The following is an 18,062-nucleotide window of genomic DNA, read 5'->3' on the forward strand; positions in this document are numbered from 1 at the left end:
CTACCAGCGAGCAAAGTGATCTTCTGTTAGGCCAAGAACACCATCGAGTTGATGTGTCATTCCCTTGTTGTCTTCAATCGAGCCAGAAAAGTGACCAATGAACTGACGAAAGTTACTCTTTAACAGCCATAAATTGAGCTTTTCGTTGCGGTTATTTAAGGGCGTAAAGGTCAGGTTTATACGTCCATCTTGTGATGTTATCTGCCAAGGCAAGTTCGTGTCTTGGCGACTGAACGTAAACTGTACCGGGTTAAGTAAGTGTCTGGTTCCACTGACCCACAATACGTTTTCGCAGCCTCCAGTCTCATTCACGCCCGCCGCGAGGTTTAGGCCAATATCTGTGCCATTGGGTTGCGTGTTGATACTTGCCCAGCGCCAACTGGTCTCACGCCTCATGTAACCCGCTGAAAAGTCATAACCGGCACGAGCTTGTTGGAGAACGAGTGATTCTCCTTTGATTTGGATTTCACCGCTGATGCGCAAAGCATTGTGCTTTTGAGTGTAAGTCCAACCTGAATAACCCGTTGGGCTGCACATCGCCAAGGGCAAGCTGTCGGCTTTAGGCTCTAAAGCGATATCGGCCTTGATGAGTTTGGTATTCAAGCGAACTCGCCATTGCCCGCCTTCAATATTAAAGGTGATACTTTGGCCTGCAATGTTTGTCGTGCCGTCAAATGGCGAAGCGGTAACTTGTTTATCAAACCCTAATGGCCTCAACCAAGATGACTCTTCTAGATGGTTGTTTTCAATATCGTACAGATAACAAAATGCCGAGCCTAAGTAGCGAATATCCGCGATAGCGACGCCGATAATGTGTGTGTCGGTGACGATGCTGACAAACTGGAATTGTTTGTAGTGGAAGTGCTTCTGCCAAGAGTTTGCTTTTGCATCCATCGAGTTTCGATAGTAAAAGCTCTCGATGTTCAGGTGTTTAGGGATGCCATCGAAATGTCCGATGGTCGGCTGACCATTAGAATCAATCAAACTGTGTGGGGCTGGGTTGGTTTTTATCATTGCGATGGTTCACATAAATTTAACAACTAAAGCCATTGTGCGATGAGTCGCGTAGAATTGGGAGGTCATATTCGGACAGGAGCGCGTTGCCAATCACGATTTTGTCAGCATGTGCTGTTGAAGGTGAGTAGTCATGTTTATGGGAATGGGCTCGATATAAGGAGAGACGATTGGAGATTATCGCGGAGTATAAGCCGACCGAACATCGGCATCAGTTGGGTACATTAGATATCGCGCTGCTGTTGAATACGTTAGAGCAACGAGGCGTTGTTATTGAAAGGCTACTCAATGATGTGGGTTTACCGAACATGGATTGGCGAGATCCGAATGGAAAACTGACTTACGCTGACAAGCTTTCGTTGTTTAGCGCGGCCAATCAGAGCTTTCCTCACGATGGCTTGGGGCTTTGGTTGGGAGAACACGCTAGCTTGAGCCACTTTGGTGTGTTGGGTTATGCGCTATCAACCAGTCAAAATGTCGGGGAGGCCATCAAGTCGGGCTTCAAGTATTTGCGCCTGAACGGTCCTATCTTCTCGGTTAAATTGTTTCTAGATTCCGAGCAAGCAGTGATTCAGATTGAGAACACATTGGAAGTGGGCGATCTGCTTCCTTTCTGCAGTGAATATTTCTTGAGTTCAATCGTCTCTTTATTCAAAGAACTGACTGGTCATGAGTTGGATATTCACACTTTGGCTTTGCCTTATGCTCGCCCCAATTACGCCAAGCTCTATGACGACCGTTTCCAGTGTCCGGTGATTTTTGAACAAAACCATTGTGAACTGCGTTTTGATGCCTCGGTTTTGTCGCAAACCTTATTGACTCATGATGCCGCAACACTGAAGCGCTATCTTGCGTCTTGCCAGTCGATAGTCGAAACGCTGGACTCTGAGCATCTGCTGACTAACCAGATCAAAACGATCTTTTATCAAACCGCAGGCAGTTTCCCGAATATTGAACAACTTGCGGATGAGTTTGGTTGTAGCTCTCGTACGCTCAGGCGAGAGCTAGTGACCCATGATTCCAGTTATCAAGTCTTGCTTACCGAAGTTCGAGTGGAACTGGCCAAAGAGCTGTTACTCGGTACAACCATGAGCATTGATGACATCGGTGAAAGGCTCGGTTATAGCGACCCTGCAAACTTCAGAAGGGCGTTTAAAGGTTGGCTCAATAAAACGCCCGCGCAGTTTCGTGATGGTTTAAGTTAAAGCGTTACTTGCTAAAAAACTGCTCCCTGAAATCGGTGACTTGTTGTTGATAGTAACTGTCCCAATCTTGTTGAGTCCAAGTGGCATAACTTGATGAGCGCTGAGAGCCTAAGGTCGCTTTGAGCTGATCCAGTTGCTCGTGATAACTCATCACGGTTTGTTGCTGTTGTGCGACTTGTTGTTCTCGCGCGGCAATGTTGCTGGCCTGCGCTTCATCTAAGTAAGCATCTTGAAGGTCGGCTTTGACTGATGCTATTTCAGCAGGGCTATAACTGCTGGGTATCAAAGAGACTGCCAGTTCATATTTTTGAAGCTGTGTTTCGGCGTTTAACGTGCCCGTATTGTTTTGCCATTCACTAAGCAAATCTTGATAGTTGGCCAAAAACTGGCTCGCTTCGTTCTCTTCAAGGGTGTTTGCGTCAAGCGTGAAATCCAGATGAGCAAACTGGTCTGCAAATAGCTGGTGGGTCAACTCTCCCCATACTTGCTGGGCAGATTGTTTGAATAGGGCAACACGCTCTTCAAGAGTCTCTATGGATTCTAGTGGGATAGTGCTTTGGGTTAATTGCCAGTCGACTGATAGCTGCGGATAGTCGCTCAGTAACTCAAACCATATGCCCGGCAATTCTGCTTTCAATCGTGTGAGTTGCTCAGTGCAGTCATCACGTTGTTGGCAAAGCGTCCAGAACCCATCGAGTTCATCGAACAAAGCCTTACCTTCAAGCTCAGTCAAGTTTTCAGCATACGTTTCCCCGCCCGATGATTCAGCTTCGGCTTGTTTGTTCTGTGATGCTGCATTTCCCGAACTGGCGGTTGTAGTTGGTGTGAAATTATCGTCAGCAGTTGTCGTAGAAACACGCGGCTTAGGTTCTGTGTGTTGAGCAGAAGATAACGGTGTTTCAGTTAGTTTTGATGACCACGAATAGCCAATAATGCTCGCCACAGCGACGAGCATGAGGATTAAGATAACTCGATACATTATGGGTTCACCGAGCTACTTGATCACGGCGCTAACAGGGAAGTGGTCTGAAAGGTTGTAGTGCTTCCATAACTCACTGCTTGTTGATCTTGGGACATCCACACGATTGTCGTTATGCGCTTTAGCTGCATATTCCGAGCTTACTACCACATAATCGAGATACTCAACGTTCTCGCCACCCGACATAGGTTCGCCCGCAAAGTTGTTGATGCGTGGGTCAAAGGTAGAAGCGGTGTAACCAGAGTATGTTGGTTCATCAGCCTGCAGGTTAGCGAACATCTGTTGGTAGTCGTCTGGGAACTTCAGCTTGTTCACGTTGAAGTCACCGCTGTAAACTACAGCTTCTGATGCCGGGATATTCAGAGATTGCGCAAGGGCACGCATCTGCTTGAATTGACGTTGTCGGTAATCACGAGCGGTCTCCGTATCGAATGATGCCGTGTGGGTGCCGAATACATGGTAAGCCTGACCATTCTTGATAATTTCTGCGTAGTTAACGCCTTTATCAGCAAAGCAATCTGTGCCTGTGCAATCCGGGAAAACATACTGAGCTTCGTTAACGATAGGGTAGCGGCTGACAATGATTACGCCGCCGTCATAGATGTTAATCCCGTCTTTATCGAGCATTTTGGTTTGATAAGGATACTCTTTTGCAAGCTCACGCAAGAACTCATCTCTGCCGTTAGCAAACACCTCTTGAAGCGCCAATACATCGTAGCCCTTTACGTATTGAGGGAGAAGGTCGTAGCGGTCACCAATATGCGACGCGATAGCAGGCAGCGCCCAGATGTTGTAAGTCATGACTTTCAGTGTATTGGCATCCGGCTCTGGCTGCTCATCCACTTTGGGCGGGGTGATGGTGTAATAAATATCATCATAACGCGCCGTAGAATCGGCTTTGAGGGCTAGCTCTGCATTGACCCCAGGGCGGGAGCATACTTTGATGGATTTATAACCCAAAGAATACTCTAGCCCGATAATCGTCGTTCCATGCCGCTTTTTTCAATTTCACTTTTTGGCTTGGCGCACCACAGTCACATTGCTTGAGCATATTCATCACAAAGCGCCTGAACAACGCTATGTTTTCCACTGCACCATCTAAAGTGATGCGTGAACTATCCTCTTTAAAAACAACATCTAACACGTAATGCTGACTGTTCTCGATCCGCCAATGCTGGCGAATATAATGACCCAGGAGTTTGTTGTTCGGCGACAAAGAACTAATGTAGTAGGACGTATCTACAGTGCCTTTACCGTTGATCACTCGATGGCGCTCCACTGCTATGATGCTTCTTACCGTTGGCCACTTCTTAGCTAAGTCATCGGGCAATTTAGCCTTGAGCTGAAACACGTATCGCTCTTCACTGCGACCATGTTTTTTCTCTTTGATTTCGGTGACTATTTTCTCTTTGCCAGCATCAAAAACTGTTTGGAACTGCTCCACAACAGCCGCTCGAAGCTTGGGCTGATTATTCTTAACCTGGACGACGACATGTGCCTGTTTGTCTTTGATTTTCTCTAGTGTTTCACGCTGGCAATGTAAGGCGTCAACCGTGACAACGCTACCCTTTACATTAATAACATCAAGCATTTGGCGTACAATGTTTATCTCACCATTCTTGTTCTCAGTCGGCTTCTGGCTCAGAACTAGACCACGCTCGGTATCGTAAGCGGTGACCAACTGCAACGCAGTTTTCTGTCGTTACGATAGGGCCCCAAACCTTACCGTCAAATGCGATAATGGGCTTGTTATGGCTAGTTCGCTGCTCGTTTATCCAAAGGGCTAAAGCTTCGAGCAGTGACTCAGCAACAACGGAACGCAAGATGCGAGCTATTGTGTGTCTACGAGGGATACCATGTTCGAAAGGTCTATATTTCCTTAACCAATCGAGCTTTTCTTCTCCATAAAATTCAATGTCTTGCCAACCTTCACATCCCGATGCGATAGCGCTAATCACTAGAAACATGACATCGATGAGGTTGTGTTTCTGATTGATGTCCGAGCGAGTGTCTTCGACGACAGATAAGTATTCAATAAGGTTCAAAATTGCTGTGTATCTGAGGATTTGCCACTATTAGATCACATTAGTTAACAAAGTGCGATCCCGCCCTGGCATTGACCCCGAATGCATCGGTCGTGCTGCGATGAATATTGCGGTCGTCATGCAACGTTAGGTTGACGTCTGCGGCACTCAAACCATGTTGCAGTGTCGAGTTATACCAATGTCCCTTCATGGTTTGGTTGAGCGTGACACTTTCGCCCACAGCGTTCGATACCACAGTGTCAAACTCATAGGTCTTCCCAGATTTCACACCAGTCCAGCGGTTGAAACTGATCAGCTTCTTCGTCTCCCAAGGACCAATCTGTTCAACATGCTGTTGCCACTCATCCCCAAGTTGAAGCAGATCTGTCCCAGTGTGGTTGGCTTGAATGGTCATCACTTGATTAGTGTTATTGGTAAGATACACGTCGGTATCTGCGATCGCAGAGGTCGAAGCGATTGATGTGGATGCCACAAGTGCAGCTAACCAAGTCCATTGAGTTTTCATCGTTTACGTTATCCTTATTGATTGATGTCTAGAATAACGTAGTCAAGAGTTATGACATTGGAGTTATAACTCTATGGCATTTATTCAAATATGAGATATATGCCAAGGTTTTATAAAGTTGATTAACCATTGAAAATTAACATATTGTCTTGTTGGAATGATAAATGGTACGCGCGCGCATAATAGAGTCAGATAATGGTTTCGAGTCGGTAGAACAGCCAATGTTGGCATGCTTCAATGAAAAATGTTTGTTCGGGGAGAGTAGAGATTGTGAGCAGCTAGAAGGGATTATGGCGACAGCTTAGATCTATCAGCACAAATTTTGCGATTGTTCTGTAATTTACTCTTGTTCAGTAAACAGAAACCTTAAAAACAGGTATGATAGTGCCGTTTTTAATCCTGAACTGGGAAAGTCATGGCAAAGTTAACACTCCAAGAGCAAATGCTTAAAGCTGGCTTGGTAAATGAGAAAAAATTAAAGAAGGCGAAGAAGGGTTCTAAAAAGTCTCGCGTTCAGTCTCGTGAAGCAAAAGCGGCAGCAGAAGAAACTAAACTGGCGCAGCAAGCGAAAGACAAAGAGTTAAACCAACAGTTGAAAGAACAACAGTTGAGCAAAGAAATTAAAGCTCAAGTGAAGCAACTGATTGAGATGAACAAGATCGAACAGAAGAATGGTGAGATCAAATACAACTTCACCGACGGTACGCTAGTTAAATACCTTTACGTAGAAGATCTGACTCAAAAGCAACTAAGTAAAGGTATTCTAAGTATCGCGCGTCAAGGCGAAAGCTATGTTGTTATTCCTACTGCGGTAGCGAACAAGATCGCGATGCGCGACGAAGAATCTATCGTTGATACGCAGGCAGGTAGCACAGACGAAGTAGACGAAGATGACCCGTACAAAGACTTCGTGATCCCAGATGATCTAATGTGGTAATCCGTTTTACCTAGCTCCATTTTAATGGCTAGCTAAGTTTACAGGATCTAAGAATGCAGCGAACAATCACTCGATTGGCGCTGCATTTTTTTTGGCGCGAAATGACTTCTGCAAATCTTATCTAACGTTCAGTGTTCTGACATGCCGTAAACAAGGCTATCATTGGCACTTGCATGATCGATAAAATCGGTATTCGCGCGCTGTTCGTGTTGGTCGTAGCCATCGAAGTAACAGTCGCCAATTTCATTGCGCGGGCAAACGTGAATGTGGTCTTTGATGACCAGTTCGGTAGAGCAACATGGGCAGTGTTTTACATGTCCAGTGAGTACCGTAGATCGATTTGGTTTCATACATCCTCCTGATAGGCACTGTAATCTGATTGCCTATTTGCACCCTAAGTTACGCAAATTAGTGTGTCGTTATGATTTCATTTTTAAGTCAATGAAAAACGATTCAGAAAGTGAATGCTTAGAGACTAATGCAGATGAATGACTGAGAGAATGTAAGATGAATCAAGCCCAGAGCAGACGCAAAGGGCTTGGTATGACAGATGACACTTTCTATGACGTTATTGCTGTATTGGGGTAAGTGTTAGCTGAGCGCTGTTATAACCCAGTTGCGCTAGAGCCGCAGGATCGAAGTCAGTCAGAACTTCGATGTCACCCGCGTAGTAGGTTGTGTAATCGCCAGAAGGTGTCATGGCGTTAAATGGGTCAATAGAGTGCTCTGTACCAATGTCTATCATTCCAGAGTATTGTGACTTCGAACTAAACTGGCCTGAAACATAGGTGTTGAAAGGACGTACACTGGCACCTGCGGCGTACTGCATGCTACTCAAGCCATGGGTGTTGATTGCCCAGCTCCAATCCCACCATTTCATCTCTCCAGGAATATAACGGTGATCCCATTGGTAGCGGATATTGGCTTGATCTTCGCTGGTGGTTCCCATAGTAAAGGTGTGTGAGACAGTCGGGCGGTTTGTTGGATGTGAGTTTAGTGCATTGCCGCTATAACGAAGGAAACCTGTGAAGTTCACGTCGTAACTCATGTTGGTTTTGATACGGTATGGGTAAGTGATGGTAGAGCGTAAGAACTCGACTTGAAAAGGAAGTACTGAGTGAGCAGGCACGGTGATGATGGCTTGCAGTTCTGTTGGTTCAAAACGAGCACCACTGTTGGTATCGGAGAAACGTTGGCCATCTTCTAGCGCGACTCTTACCTCTGTTTTGCCAACTTGTGGCCACTGAAAGGTCTCATCAATGACGACTGAATCAGCAAGGTCGAAGCGCTGTGTTTTACTCCATTGTGTGGATTGCTCAAAATGAAGGTCAACGACGATTTGTTTAGGCAGATTGCCATCATTGATTGCATAAGCCGAGACGGTTTCAATCAGCTCTTGGTCGGTCTCTGTTATAGAGCCGTGTAAAAACGATGTGTTATCGAGCATGTAAGCGAAGTTATCAACAGTGATGCTTGTCTTCTCATTACAACGCTCACCGGTACAGCTTCCATTGTTATTCCCTTTGATCTCCCAACCATGGTTAAGTTGCTCTATTGCCATATCTTGACCGACGTAACGCCCGTTATTGCCGCTAACCCAAGCGTAACCAAGACTATGAGCCAAGTAACTTAGCGGCCTGATAAAGTTCGTGTCGTCATTGACTAAAGCTCGTTGAACTTCAAGGTTACTGTTCCCCTATCTGGCAGGGTAGTTGTCACTGTTAAAATTTAACCAGTTTGGGCGATAAAGAGTAATTGTGTCTCGTATCTCAGTAGAAAGAAAAGAAGCTATATTGAAGAAGCTGTTGCCTCCATATTCAATGTCAGTTAAAGAAGTGTCGGAAGAGGAAGGAATTAGCACTGCGACCCTGTATCATTGGCGCAAGCAACTCAGACGTTCAGGAGCCGCAGTGCCAAATAGCAACACTTCATCAGAGCAGTGGTCTGCTCAAACTAAACTCGCCATCGTCGCTGAAACCTACTCAATGACAGAAAGTGAACTCAGCCAATATTGTCGTGAAAAAGGTCTTTTTCCAGAGCAAATCCAAAGCTGGCGCAGCGATTGTATGCAAGGGTTTAAGTCGAGTAAAGAGCAGGAAGCTGAAGCAAAGAAGCAGGCTAAAGCTGACAAACTTGAAATCAAAGAGTTGAAGAAAGATTTACGACTCAAAGAAAAGCACTCGCTGAAACGGCTCTCTTGGTACTAAGAAAAAGCTGAGAGCCCGGGGAAGAGCCAGAGGACGACTAACCTCAACCGATGAAAGGCAGACCATAGTGACTCTTATCCTTGAAGCGAAGCAATGCGGATGTCGTTTAGAGCCAGCTTGCCATGAAGTTCAAATCGACTTGAGAACGTATCGTCGCTGGTATCAGCAAGGTGAAGTTCAAGCTGACAAAAGGCCAATATGCCTCAGACCTGAGCCTGCTAACAAGCTGTCGCAGGAAGAGCGTGATGCGATAATCGAGGTGTGTAACCGCTCTGAGTTCGCAAGCTTGCCTCCAACTCAAATCGTCCCGACACTGCTTGATAGAGGTGAGTATATCGCCTCTGAGTCGAGCTACTACCGAGTGTTGAGTACGCAGGGCAACTTCACAAACGAGGTCGTCAGCGGAGCAGACAGAAGCAAGCGAAGCCAACCAGTTACACAGCGACGGACTCGAACCAAGTCTATACGTGGGATATCACTTACTTACCTTCAAAAGTTCGAGGCCAACATTATTACCTGTATGTCATTGAGGACATCTACAGTCGAAAAATTGTTGGTTATGAAGTGTATGAGCATGAATGCGGTGAGCTGGCGTCACAACTTCTGCAACGAACGTTGATGCGAGAGCAGTGCTTCAATCAAGCGCTGGTTCTTCACTCCGATAATGGTGCGCCGATGAAGTCGTTGACGTTCAAAGCCAAAATGGAAGAGTTAGGTATTACTTCATCGTATAGTCGCCCAAGAGTCAGTGATGATAACCCGTATGTTGAGTCATTGTTCCGCACGGTAAAGTACATGCCAAGCTGGCCAACAAAGGGCTTTGAAACAATCGATAGTAGCCGAAGTTGGGTTGAAGCCTTCGTACGCTGGTACAACACCGAGCACAAGCACAGTCAGCTAAATTACGTCACGCCTTCAGAGCGTCACAATGGAAAAGATAAAGAGATCTTGAAGCGTCGTGTAGAGGTATTGCTCGCTGCAAAACAGCGAAAGCCTGAGCGGTGGTCTGGTGATATCAGGAACTGTGCGCCTGTTGGTGACGTTCACCTAAATCCAGAAAGAGAAGCTGCTTAATAAGCAAGCAAATGATGACAACTACCTTGAAAAACACCGGTTCTCTTGAATAGCTTGTGCTTCGTAGTATGGCAAGCCCGCTTCTGGTGTATTAGGGTAGCACCAGGTTTTGTCGCTTGGTTGACCTGGTTTAATGAGGCCATGATAGCCGGAGCCCATGATCACCCAATCATGCTGAAGGCCAACAATGTCCCAAACATTCATGCGGGATATCAGGGCTGTTTTGTGTTCTTGAGCTTCTGAATTGTTGAGAGCGCGATAGTCGAAACGACAGATATCTTCTCCAAGTTTGTCTAAGACGATTTGGTCTGAGTATATCTTCGCATGAGCAGTAAAGGATATTACCGATAGGGCAGTGCTAAATAGAATGGTTTTACTGACGTTAATCATTAATAAGTTCCTAAATGCCATTATTTGGCTATTTTTATTAGAATCGAGTTATTAGAATCGAGTTATTAGAATCGAGTTATTAGATTTTATTGATATTATTTAAAGCCGAGGGACTCTAGCGGGGTGTACTTTGTCATATAAAACAATGCCAAAAATACTGAAATGAATTGAAAATAAATACTTATAATTATCAGTTGGTTATGTTGACTGGCTTGTTGTTTGATAAAGGTTTATCTCGATTGTTTTCAATTAGTTTCAACTATCAAAATATTAGGTGGTTGATTGTTGGACATTTATATTTTCGTAGCCTTGCTATTTGGGAAATTGGCTGAGTGATTAGCTAGCAGGAATGGTTGCCGAATGGTAAGAAAAGACGTAAATGAGAATAAGAAACGGTGTTGTGATAGGCAGGATCAAAAAATGCAGCCAACAACCGTTCGATTATTGCTGCATCTTTGTTTTATATGGCTCTAGTTAACTCAATTGAACGTGATTAAGCATCACCTGGCTTTTCGCGTTTGCTGTTCCAACCCATAAAGTTGTAGATATTGTAACGAGCAAAGCCAATCTGTTCATGCAAAGCAAAATCTGTAACCGCAAAGTTGTACCATAGTGGCAACCATGAAATTTGAGCGGCCATATAGTCGGCTCTCACTGGAATAACATTCAAGCCGAAGTGGTTGAAGTAGAGCTCGCTACGACGAATATGCAGGCCAGATGAAACCAACACAATGTTGTCGAATTTATGATGCTTCATTAGGTCACTAGTGAGCTGTGCATTCTTCCAAGTGTTGACACTATTTGGCTCTTGAATGATGTCACCCATCGGAACGCCAAGTCTCAGCAATTGTTGTTGATAAACTTCTGCTTCGGTAACACCGTTATTTTGTGCATCGCCACCACTGATGATCACTTTGCATGTGGTTTGGGCTATGGCGCAATCTTTATATCGGCTTGCGGCTTCGTTGATTCTGCCGAAAGAGAAAAAGGCTGGCTCGAACTCTTGCGTGCTTTTAATTAACTGCGTTCCCGCACCCAGAAGAACAATAGCGTTATTGTCAGACCATTGGATATCAGGCTTACTTTCGTAATCGGCTTGTAGGTCGTTCAGTAAGTAACGAGGAATTAAGCCTGAACCAATCAACACAAATGACGATATAAGAACAAGAGATAAAAACAGAGAGGTTTTTCGCCACTGAAGTAAACGTGTAAAGCCTACGAATAGCAGAAGAAGTAATAATATAATAAAGCTCATGAGGATCCTGTTATCGAACTGGTGCCAAGATGATGTGACATACTGAAGCGGTGCATCATATATCAGTTATGTTAATCATTCATAGATAACTCATTGTATTATTGAACAAATGCACGATTTCTTTCTATCAAGAACAATCATCGATGAGAGCATTCGAAAAAATCGCTTTATTATTGTTCGATAATACCATTCTAAATATAGGTATATAAATCAAGAGGGTTATTTAAACCTTATTTCGTGTTATTTGATTTATCTGTTCATCGGTTTCCGTTTCTTCAACTCGTTAACTCAGCTTTCATATTCTTAAACTACCAAATCTTCAAGCTCTTAAATTATCAAGCTCTCAAGTTTTCGAAGTAATGCTGAACAAATTTAACGAACACTTGGTGTTTCTTTGCCGGATAAATAACTTGCGGATAGAAAAGGTAAATACTGTTGCCTTGTTGCAGACATTCATCAGGCAGCACTCGCTCTAATTCTCCAAGCTCGACCTCTTTCGCGACGTAATAACTTGCGATACGGATGATGCCACTGCCTGCCATAGCTTGTTGTTTGAGCAAGTGGTTGTCATTGCTTGAAAGCCAACCGGACACATCAATATTTGCCGATTTTAAAGGCCACTCGGTTTGGTGCAGCGTTGCTAAGCATTGATGATCACTCAAGTCACTCACATTGGTAGGGCGACCAAATTGATCAAGATAACCAGGAGTCGCGACTAAATCATGCTGATAGCTAATCAAGTGTTTCGCCACCATGTTGTCAGGTGGCGTATTAGTGGCACGAAACGCAATATCGATATCATCTTGGTTGAGATTAAAGTTGGTGTAGCTACTGTTTATCACGAAGCGGATTTCTGGATAGTGTTGCCTAAACTGTTGGCAGATATCGAATAGATATACCTCAGTAAACATCTTTGGCGCGGTGAGGCGTAATAGACCTTTTACGATGTCATGTTGCTCTGAAACGCTGCGTTCAAGCTGTAAGACTTGAGAGCGAATCGTTAAGCCTTGTTGTAAGGCGCGTTCGCCTTCTTGGGTTAAACGAACACTGCGCGTGGTTCTGACCAAAAGCGGGCACTGTAAATCGTTCTCTAAACGTTTGATCTGCTCAGAAAGGTAGCTCTTAGAGATACCGAGCTTTTCGGCTGCCTTGGTAAAGTTGAGTTGCTGAGCAAGTTCTACAAACAGGATCAGTCGTTCTATTCTTTTGTGTTCGTTCATTCGCGCATTCCTACCAATCTATTGTTCGTCATATCAAACAATCATTTCGTAACTAGCATATTCTGTTTTTTAAAAAGAACAATATGATAGAGGCATATTTCTGGTCAGCAAATCTTCTAAGTGAGAATCGATATGACGAACAGCATTGAATCTACAAATAAAACGAATGCCCAAAAGAGTATTCCATTATCAAATTATCTGCCGAATGTTGGGCAAGTTGCCTATGGCTGCATGGGGTTAGGTGGTGGCTGGAATGATAATCCAGTGACGAGTGCGGATGTGGCTCAAACACGTAGCGTAATTGACACAGCACTAGAGTCGGGAATTAACCTGTTTGACCATGCTGATATCTATACCTTCAGCAAAGCTGAGCAAGCCTTTGGTCAAGCATTACAACAAGCGCCTGAACTGCGAGAGCAGGTGTTCATTCAATCTAAGTGTGGGATTCGTTTTGAAGGCGGGGGCAATGTTGGTCGCTATGATTTTTCGGCTGATTGGGTAAGCCAATCGGTAGACGGTATTCTCGACCGTTTGAATACTGAAAAGCTCGATGTGCTGTTATTGCATCGTCCTGATCCATTGATGGAACTTGATGAGCTAGCAAGAACGTTAGAGAACTTAAAAGCGCAAGGTAAGGTCGATTTCTTTGGTGTGTCGAACATGAACAGCCAGCAAATTCAGTACCTGCAATCTGCGCTCGGGCAACCCATTGTCGCGAATCAGGTTGAGATGAGCTTAGCCAAGTTGGATTGGTTGAATGATGGGGTGATGATTAACTCACAAGGGTACCATCAATCAGACTTCGCCGCAGGCACGCTAGAGCATTGCCAAATGAATAACATCCAACTGCAAGCTTGGGGTTGTTTGGCACAAGGCCGATTTGCTGAGCAAGGTTTGTATTCAGAACATGAAAACGTGAAAAAGACAGCGCACTACGTGGCTCAGTTAGCGAACCAATATGGCGTAGAAAGTGAAGCGATCGTGTTGGCATTTTTGCTTCGTCACCCTGCTCGTATCCAACCTGTAATTGGCACCACAAATCTAGAGCGAATCAAAGCTTCGGCAGTCGCGACTCAGATAAACCTGTCTCGTGAAGAGTGGTACAACTTATATGTGTACTCACGTGGTCAAGCACTGCCATAAGGAATGAATATGTTGAATCAAAAGATCGCGCAACAACTGGTGTCTAACGCTCTCGACATTGCTGAGCGTAATCAACAAGCAATTGCGGTGAGCGTGTGTGATACGCACGGTGAGTTACTGGCGTTTATTCGCATGGATAATGTGAGTGTTCAAGCCGGATTGTTAGCACAGAACAAAGCTTATACATCTGCAAGAGATAGACAGCCAAGTGGTAACTTAGGTGCTTGGGCGAGAGAAACTGGTAAAGACTTAAGTTACTGGACCAACTCAAAGATCACTGGCTTTAAAGGTGGTGTTCCTATTGAGTTAAAGGGGCAGGTGATTGGTGCTATTGGTATCAGCGGGTTGAGTGAAGATGACGATGAAGCACTTGCCGAAAAAGTGATTCAACGTGTGCTCTAAGTGCTGTTGCTTGTGAAGTAATGGAAGTTAGAAGTAACAGATAATAAAAAACCGATGCATGTGCATCGGTTTTTTGTTTAACGAGACTCAAGTGCTTGAATCAATCGAACCCATTAAGCGTTCGCTTGTTCCAGATCTTGTTGCTTGTCTTTCTTACCCAATAGGCGGCTTGTGATCGTACCGGCTGTCATTGCACCAGATACGTTAAGCGCTGTACGTGCCATATCGATAAGGGGCTCGATAGAGATAAGCAGTGCTGCAATCGTTACAGGAAGGCCCATAGCAGGAAGTACGATAAGTGCCGCGAACGTTGCACCGCCACCTACGCCAGCAATACCGAATGAGCTCACTGTGATAATAGCAATCAGAGACAGAATGAAGTTGATGTCCATTGGGTCAATGCCAACCGTAGGTGCAACCATTACTGCTAGCATTGCAGGGTAGATACCCGCACAACCGTTTTGACCAATCGTCGCACCGAAAGAGGCAGACAGGTTAGCAATCGCTGGTGGCACGTTAAGCTTAGTGATTTGAGCTTCAACGTTCAGTGGAATCGTTGCGGCAGAACTACGAGACGTGAAAGCGAACGTTAGGACAGGCCAGATCTTTTGGAAGTACTCTTTCGGGTTTACACCAACAAAAGAAACCAACACACCGTGTACAACGAACATCAGTAGAATCGCAACGTAAGATGCAACGATGAAACCCAGTAGGCTTAGGATGTCAGAAGCACTTGATGTTGCCACTACCTTCGCCATTAACGCTGCGATGCCGTATGGCGTGAGTGCCATGATCATCTTAACTAAGCGCATAACGATAGATTGTGCCGCTTCAACGAAAGTACGGATTGGAGATTCTAGTTCTTCTTTCTCTGCCATTACTTTACGAGCAGCAATGCCTGTAAGCACACCGAAGATAACCACCGCGATGATAGACGTAGAGCGAGCGCCGGTTAGATCAGCAAACGGGTTAGTTGGAATGAAGCTAATCAGCATTTGTGGAATAGTTAGGTCAGACACGTTTCCCATGCGGCTTTCTAGTGTTGCGATACGAGCTGTTTCACGCGCGCCCTCTGTTAAACCTTCAGCAGATAAGCCGAATGCTTGAGTCACAACAATACCAACAATCGCAGAAATCGCGGTTGTTGCTAGCAGTACAGAAATGGTGATGCCAGAAATCTTGCCCAGTGAACCGCCTTTTTCAAGCTTCACTACTGCGGCAATCATTGAAACCAATACTAATGGCATGATCACCATTTTTAGTAGGCCAACATAACCACGGCCAACAATGTTTACCCAGTCTAGTGTTTCGTTGATGACCGGGTTGCCTTCACCAAATAACAGCTGTAGACCAAGACCAAATGCGCTACCAAATACTAAACCGAGTAAAACGAGGCGAGAAAGTGTGTTTTCTTTTTTCTGCTGTCCGTAGAGAAAAAAGAGGATACCAGTGAATACCGCTAAGGCAGCGATAGCTGAAAATGACATTTGTTTTCCTTATGAATTTCTTTAGATCGATAGGGCACTTAGATATATGGGCGCGAATACTGTTAGCTACAGTAGCGACCTGTAACAAAACGTAAAATAAGGAAAAGTAATTTATTAGAACGATTAGTAATATCCACTCAATAGGATGGGTGGATATTCAACATTGTGATGAATAGGTGAGCTTTTTAGCGATATTTTGCCAATAAATTGAGCATGTCACTTGACGAGTAAATTTCGATATTTTGGAAATTATTTTCGAATAACCGGAACAACATTGCTTTGGCTACGTCTTCCGACTGAATAGGGCGTAGGTTTTTGAACTTACCAAACATAAACGGAGACAGCAGAGGAAAGACACTTTGCAGGAGTTTTTCATCAGATCTTGGTTCATCACGCTCACCAACCAGCGGCCCAGGACGTGCGATGAATAGCTGCTTGAAGCCAATACGTTTTAAGTTTTGCTCCATTTGCCCTTTGCAACGAAGGTAGTGCGAATAGGAATCTGGTGAAGCGCCATAGCTAGAAACGACCGCTACGCGTTGAACCCCAAGAAACTTTATCGACTGTGCGACTTGGCTAACCAGTTCCACATCGATTTTGCGAAGCGCTTCTTTTGATCCTGCCTTTTTCTTAGTTGTACCTAAGCAGATAACGCCAAGATTAGGCGTCGCATTCGTGTCATCCCAACTGGTAACTTGCAGGTCGCTGTGAATAAGAGTATAGAGCTTGTTGGAATCAAACTGTGAATCTAACGCTCGGCGAGATAGGGCATAGATATGATCAACGGCGGGTTCATCGATGAGCAACTTCATCACATGATGACCAATTAACCCTGTTGCACCAGCCACCACGACCGATGTTTTGTCTCCAGAAATGCTCATTTTAATCCCTTCTTCACTCCACAAGTGCTTGTTTAATATAAACAGTGCTTGAATTTTAAGCGAATAAAAGTTTGTTAAACGAGTGGTCAGTAGTATGTGGGGAGTCGCCTGTTTATGGAAAAAGAGATGATTTAGTTTGGCTCGACGCATAAGTACGATATGAAACATAATGGCGGTGGGAAAGATAAATGCGGTTTGAAACTTAAGTTAGGCGTTAAACATAACAAAGCCCGCTGGGCGACGGGCTTTGTTACTTTTCTTGCTTCTTACTAGGTAAAGGACAGTGGGGTTTTCCTTACCTTTTTGCTAGCTTTCTTACTTGATTTATTTGGTTTTCTTTTACTTGAATTTGGAATCATTACACCTCCTAAATCGTTGTTCTGTTTTGTCTTTCAATCGATTGTCTTTCTTCGTGTAGCGTCAGTGTTGTGGGCATTCACTGTATGGGTACTTATCAATGGAGAGATTAATAAGTAATTTAGATAAAGCATAAACGATGCCAAAATGTAAGTTATTGATAAATCTATTATCAGTATTATTTGTGTTTTAGGGTTCGTCAATTTGACTGTCAATTTGAGAAAAAACCAGTGTGATCTGTTTAAATTAAGAACACTCTCTGCGGTTTCTGCCACATAGCCATGGATACAGCCTTGCTTAACACGTAAACTGAGTCGTAATTCACATAGACCAAGGACGTGCTATGAACCTCAAGCTTGATACTCTTGCTCCCACTCAGATTTATCACCTGATGACACAAACCGTTGTTCCTCGCCCGATTGCGTGGGCATTGACGGAATCTTCTGACCAAGAGTACAACCTCGCGCCTTTCTCTTATTTCACGCCTGTTTCTAGTAATCCGCCGTTACTGATGTTATCGGTTGGGAAGAAGCCGTCCGGCGAAATCAAAGATACCACTCGTAATGCCCTAGAAACGGGTAAGCTAGTGATTCACATTGCTTCTTCAAGTTCTGCCGAAACCATGACGGCGACAGCAGCTACCCTTGAACATGGTGATTCGGAAGTCACCGCGAATAACATTGACCTGGTTGAATTTGAAGGCTTCTCTTTACCGAGATTGAAAGAGTGCGCGGTCGCTTTTGGATGCACCTTGTACGAAGTAAAAGAGGTTGGAGAAGTGCCACAAAGCCTTATCTTTGCTCAAGTCGAAACCGTGTACATTTCCGAAGACGTGATCGACAAAGAGAGTGAACGTCTTAAGGTTGATGCGTTGGCCTTGGACCCACTGTCTCGACTTGGTGGCGGTGAATACGCGACGCTTTCCAATGTGTTCTCTGTCGCACGCCCTAAGTAGCAGTCC

Annotated in this window: 12 protein-coding genes and 6 pseudogenes; 6 read left to right on the forward strand and 12 right to left on the reverse strand. The window is 44.6% G+C overall.

Annotation, left to right across the window (positions count from 1 at the left end; genetic code table 11):
- Positions 1–1,014, reverse strand: a complete 1,014-nt coding sequence (locus OCV19_RS07015) for a DUF2804 domain-containing protein (protein WP_065676919.1) — start codon at positions 1,012–1,014, stop codon at positions 1–3.
- 170 nt (positions 1,015–1,184) lie between these two features.
- Here OCV19_RS07015 and OCV19_RS07020 point away from each other — a divergent pair, with 170 nt between their 5' ends.
- Positions 1,185–2,219 carry an AraC family transcriptional regulator gene (locus tag OCV19_RS07020; RefSeq protein ID WP_065676918.1) on the forward strand — a complete coding sequence of 345 codons (1,035 nt, stop codon included), beginning with the start codon at positions 1,185–1,187 and terminating at the stop codon, positions 2,217–2,219.
- Between the two features lie 4 nt (positions 2,220–2,223).
- On the opposite strand, the gene OCV19_RS07025 is transcribed toward OCV19_RS07020, so the two are convergent.
- The 4 genes and pseudogenes from OCV19_RS07025 to OCV19_RS07040 form a co-directional block, all read right to left on the reverse strand.
- On the reverse strand, positions 2,224–3,174 hold the full coding sequence (locus OCV19_RS07025; RefSeq protein WP_065676972.1) for a chromosome partitioning protein ParA: 951 nt from the start codon (positions 3,172–3,174) through the stop codon (positions 2,224–2,226).
- Positions 3,175–3,213: 39 nt separating this feature from the next.
- Positions 3,214–4,122, reverse strand: a pseudogene (locus tag OCV19_RS07030) (sphingomyelin phosphodiesterase); the annotation flags it as partial.
- A 25-nt stretch (positions 4,123–4,147) separates the two neighbouring features.
- A pseudogene (locus OCV19_RS07035) lies at positions 4,148–5,243 on the reverse strand (ISAs1 family transposase).
- 67 nt (positions 5,244–5,310) lie between these two features.
- A pseudogene (locus OCV19_RS07040) lies at positions 5,311–5,748 on the reverse strand (phospholipase); the annotation flags it as partial.
- A gap of 415 nt (positions 5,749–6,163) precedes the next feature.
- On the opposite strand from OCV19_RS07040, the gene OCV19_RS07045 reads away from it, so the two are divergent.
- Positions 6,164–6,685, forward strand: coding sequence for a DUF2058 domain-containing protein (locus OCV19_RS07045; protein ID WP_016786196.1), 522 nt, complete (start codon positions 6,164–6,166; stop codon positions 6,683–6,685).
- Between the two features lie 128 nt (positions 6,686–6,813).
- Here OCV19_RS07045 and OCV19_RS07050 read toward each other — a convergent pair whose 3' ends face one another.
- A complete protein-coding gene (locus tag OCV19_RS07050) occupies positions 6,814–7,035 on the reverse strand; it encodes a hypothetical protein (protein ID WP_017059142.1) in 222 nt (73 codons plus the stop codon).
- Positions 7,036–7,253: 218 nt separating this feature from the next.
- Positions 7,254–8,378, reverse strand: a pseudogene (locus OCV19_RS07055) (aerolysin family beta-barrel pore-forming toxin); the annotation flags it as partial.
- A 64-nt stretch (positions 8,379–8,442) separates the two neighbouring features.
- On the opposite strand from OCV19_RS07055, the pseudogene OCV19_RS07060 reads away from it, so the two are divergent.
- Positions 8,443–9,966 (forward strand): annotated as a pseudogene (locus OCV19_RS07060) (IS3 family transposase).
- Between the two features lie 39 nt (positions 9,967–10,005).
- Here OCV19_RS07060 and OCV19_RS07065 read toward each other — a convergent pair.
- The 3 genes and pseudogenes from OCV19_RS07065 to OCV19_RS07075 all read right to left on the reverse strand — a co-directional run.
- Positions 10,006–10,356: pseudogene (locus OCV19_RS07065) on the reverse strand (aerolysin family beta-barrel pore-forming toxin); the annotation flags it as partial.
- A gap of 493 nt (positions 10,357–10,849) precedes the next feature.
- The gene (locus OCV19_RS07070) at positions 10,850–11,611 is read right to left on the reverse strand and encodes a YdcF family protein (RefSeq protein ID WP_065677137.1); all 762 of its coding nucleotides are present in this window, start codon (positions 11,609–11,611) and stop codon (positions 10,850–10,852) included.
- A gap of 335 nt (positions 11,612–11,946) precedes the next feature.
- The gene (locus tag OCV19_RS07075) at positions 11,947–12,831 is read right to left on the reverse strand and encodes a LysR family transcriptional regulator (RefSeq protein WP_065677138.1); all 885 of its coding nucleotides are present in this window, start codon (positions 12,829–12,831) and stop codon (positions 11,947–11,949) included.
- A 132-nt stretch (positions 12,832–12,963) separates the two neighbouring features.
- On the opposite strand from OCV19_RS07075, the gene OCV19_RS07080 reads away from it, so the two are divergent.
- The gene (locus OCV19_RS07080; RefSeq protein ID WP_065677139.1) at positions 12,964–13,974 is read left to right on the forward strand and encodes an aldo/keto reductase; all 1,011 of its coding nucleotides are present in this window, start codon (positions 12,964–12,966) and stop codon (positions 13,972–13,974) included.
- Positions 13,975–13,983: 9 nt separating this feature from the next.
- On the forward strand, positions 13,984–14,376 hold the full coding sequence (locus OCV19_RS07085) for a GlcG/HbpS family heme-binding protein (RefSeq protein WP_065677140.1): 393 nt from the start codon (positions 13,984–13,986) through the stop codon (positions 14,374–14,376).
- 113 nt (positions 14,377–14,489) lie between these two features.
- On the opposite strand, the gene OCV19_RS07090 is transcribed toward OCV19_RS07085, so the two are convergent.
- Together OCV19_RS07090 and OCV19_RS07095 are read right to left on the reverse strand one after the other, a co-directional pair.
- Complete coding sequence (locus OCV19_RS07090; protein ID WP_065677141.1) at positions 14,490–15,863, reverse strand: L-cystine transporter; 1,374 nt, start codon at positions 15,861–15,863, stop codon at positions 14,490–14,492.
- Positions 15,864–16,048: 185 nt separating this feature from the next.
- The gene (locus tag OCV19_RS07095) at positions 16,049–16,744 is read right to left on the reverse strand and encodes an NAD-dependent epimerase/dehydratase family protein (protein ID WP_065677142.1); all 696 of its coding nucleotides are present in this window, start codon (positions 16,742–16,744) and stop codon (positions 16,049–16,051) included.
- A gap of 700 nt (positions 16,745–17,444) precedes the next feature.
- Here OCV19_RS07095 and OCV19_RS07100 point away from each other — a divergent pair.
- Entirely contained in the window at positions 17,445–18,056 is a 612-nt protein-coding gene (locus OCV19_RS07100) for a flavin reductase family protein (protein WP_052878273.1), read from the forward strand.
- The last annotated feature ends 6 nt before the right edge of the window (positions 18,057–18,062 follow it).

Origin of the sequence: Vibrio celticus (assembly GCF_024347335.1) — a bacterium.
Taxonomy (GTDB): domain Bacteria; phylum Pseudomonadota; class Gammaproteobacteria; order Enterobacterales; family Vibrionaceae; genus Vibrio; species Vibrio celticus.

Bases quoted from the DNA above. Each gene is read 5' to 3' on its own strand.
- OCV19_RS07015 (WP_065676919.1), bottom strand. From the start codon at position 1,014: ATGATAAAAACCAACCCAGCCCCACACAGTTTGATTGATTCTAATGGT.
- OCV19_RS07025 (WP_065676972.1), bottom strand. From the start codon at position 3,174: ATGCTCGTCGCTGTGGCGAGCATTATTGGCTATTCGTGGTCATCAAAA.
- OCV19_RS07045 (WP_016786196.1), top strand. From the start codon at position 6,164: ATGGCAAAGTTAACACTCCAAGAGCAAATGCTTAAAGCTGGCTTGGTA.
- OCV19_RS07050 (WP_017059142.1), bottom strand. From the start codon at position 7,035: ATGAAACCAAATCGATCTACGGTACTCACTGGACATGTAAAACACTGC.
- OCV19_RS07070 (WP_065677137.1), bottom strand. From the start codon at position 11,611: ATGAGCTTTATTATATTATTACTTCTTCTGCTATTCGTAGGCTTTACA.
- OCV19_RS07075 (WP_065677138.1), bottom strand. From the start codon at position 12,831: ATGAACGAACACAAAAGAATAGAACGACTGATCCTGTTTGTAGAACTT.
- OCV19_RS07080 (WP_065677139.1), top strand. From the start codon at position 12,964: ATGACGAACAGCATTGAATCTACAAATAAAACGAATGCCCAAAAGAGT.
- OCV19_RS07085 (WP_065677140.1), top strand. From the start codon at position 13,984: ATGTTGAATCAAAAGATCGCGCAACAACTGGTGTCTAACGCTCTCGAC.
- OCV19_RS07090 (WP_065677141.1), bottom strand. From the start codon at position 15,863: ATGTCATTTTCAGCTATCGCTGCCTTAGCGGTATTCACTGGTATCCTC.
- OCV19_RS07095 (WP_065677142.1), bottom strand. From the start codon at position 16,744: ATGAGCATTTCTGGAGACAAAACATCGGTCGTGGTGGCTGGTGCAACA.
- OCV19_RS07100 (WP_052878273.1), top strand. From the start codon at position 17,445: ATGAACCTCAAGCTTGATACTCTTGCTCCCACTCAGATTTATCACCTG.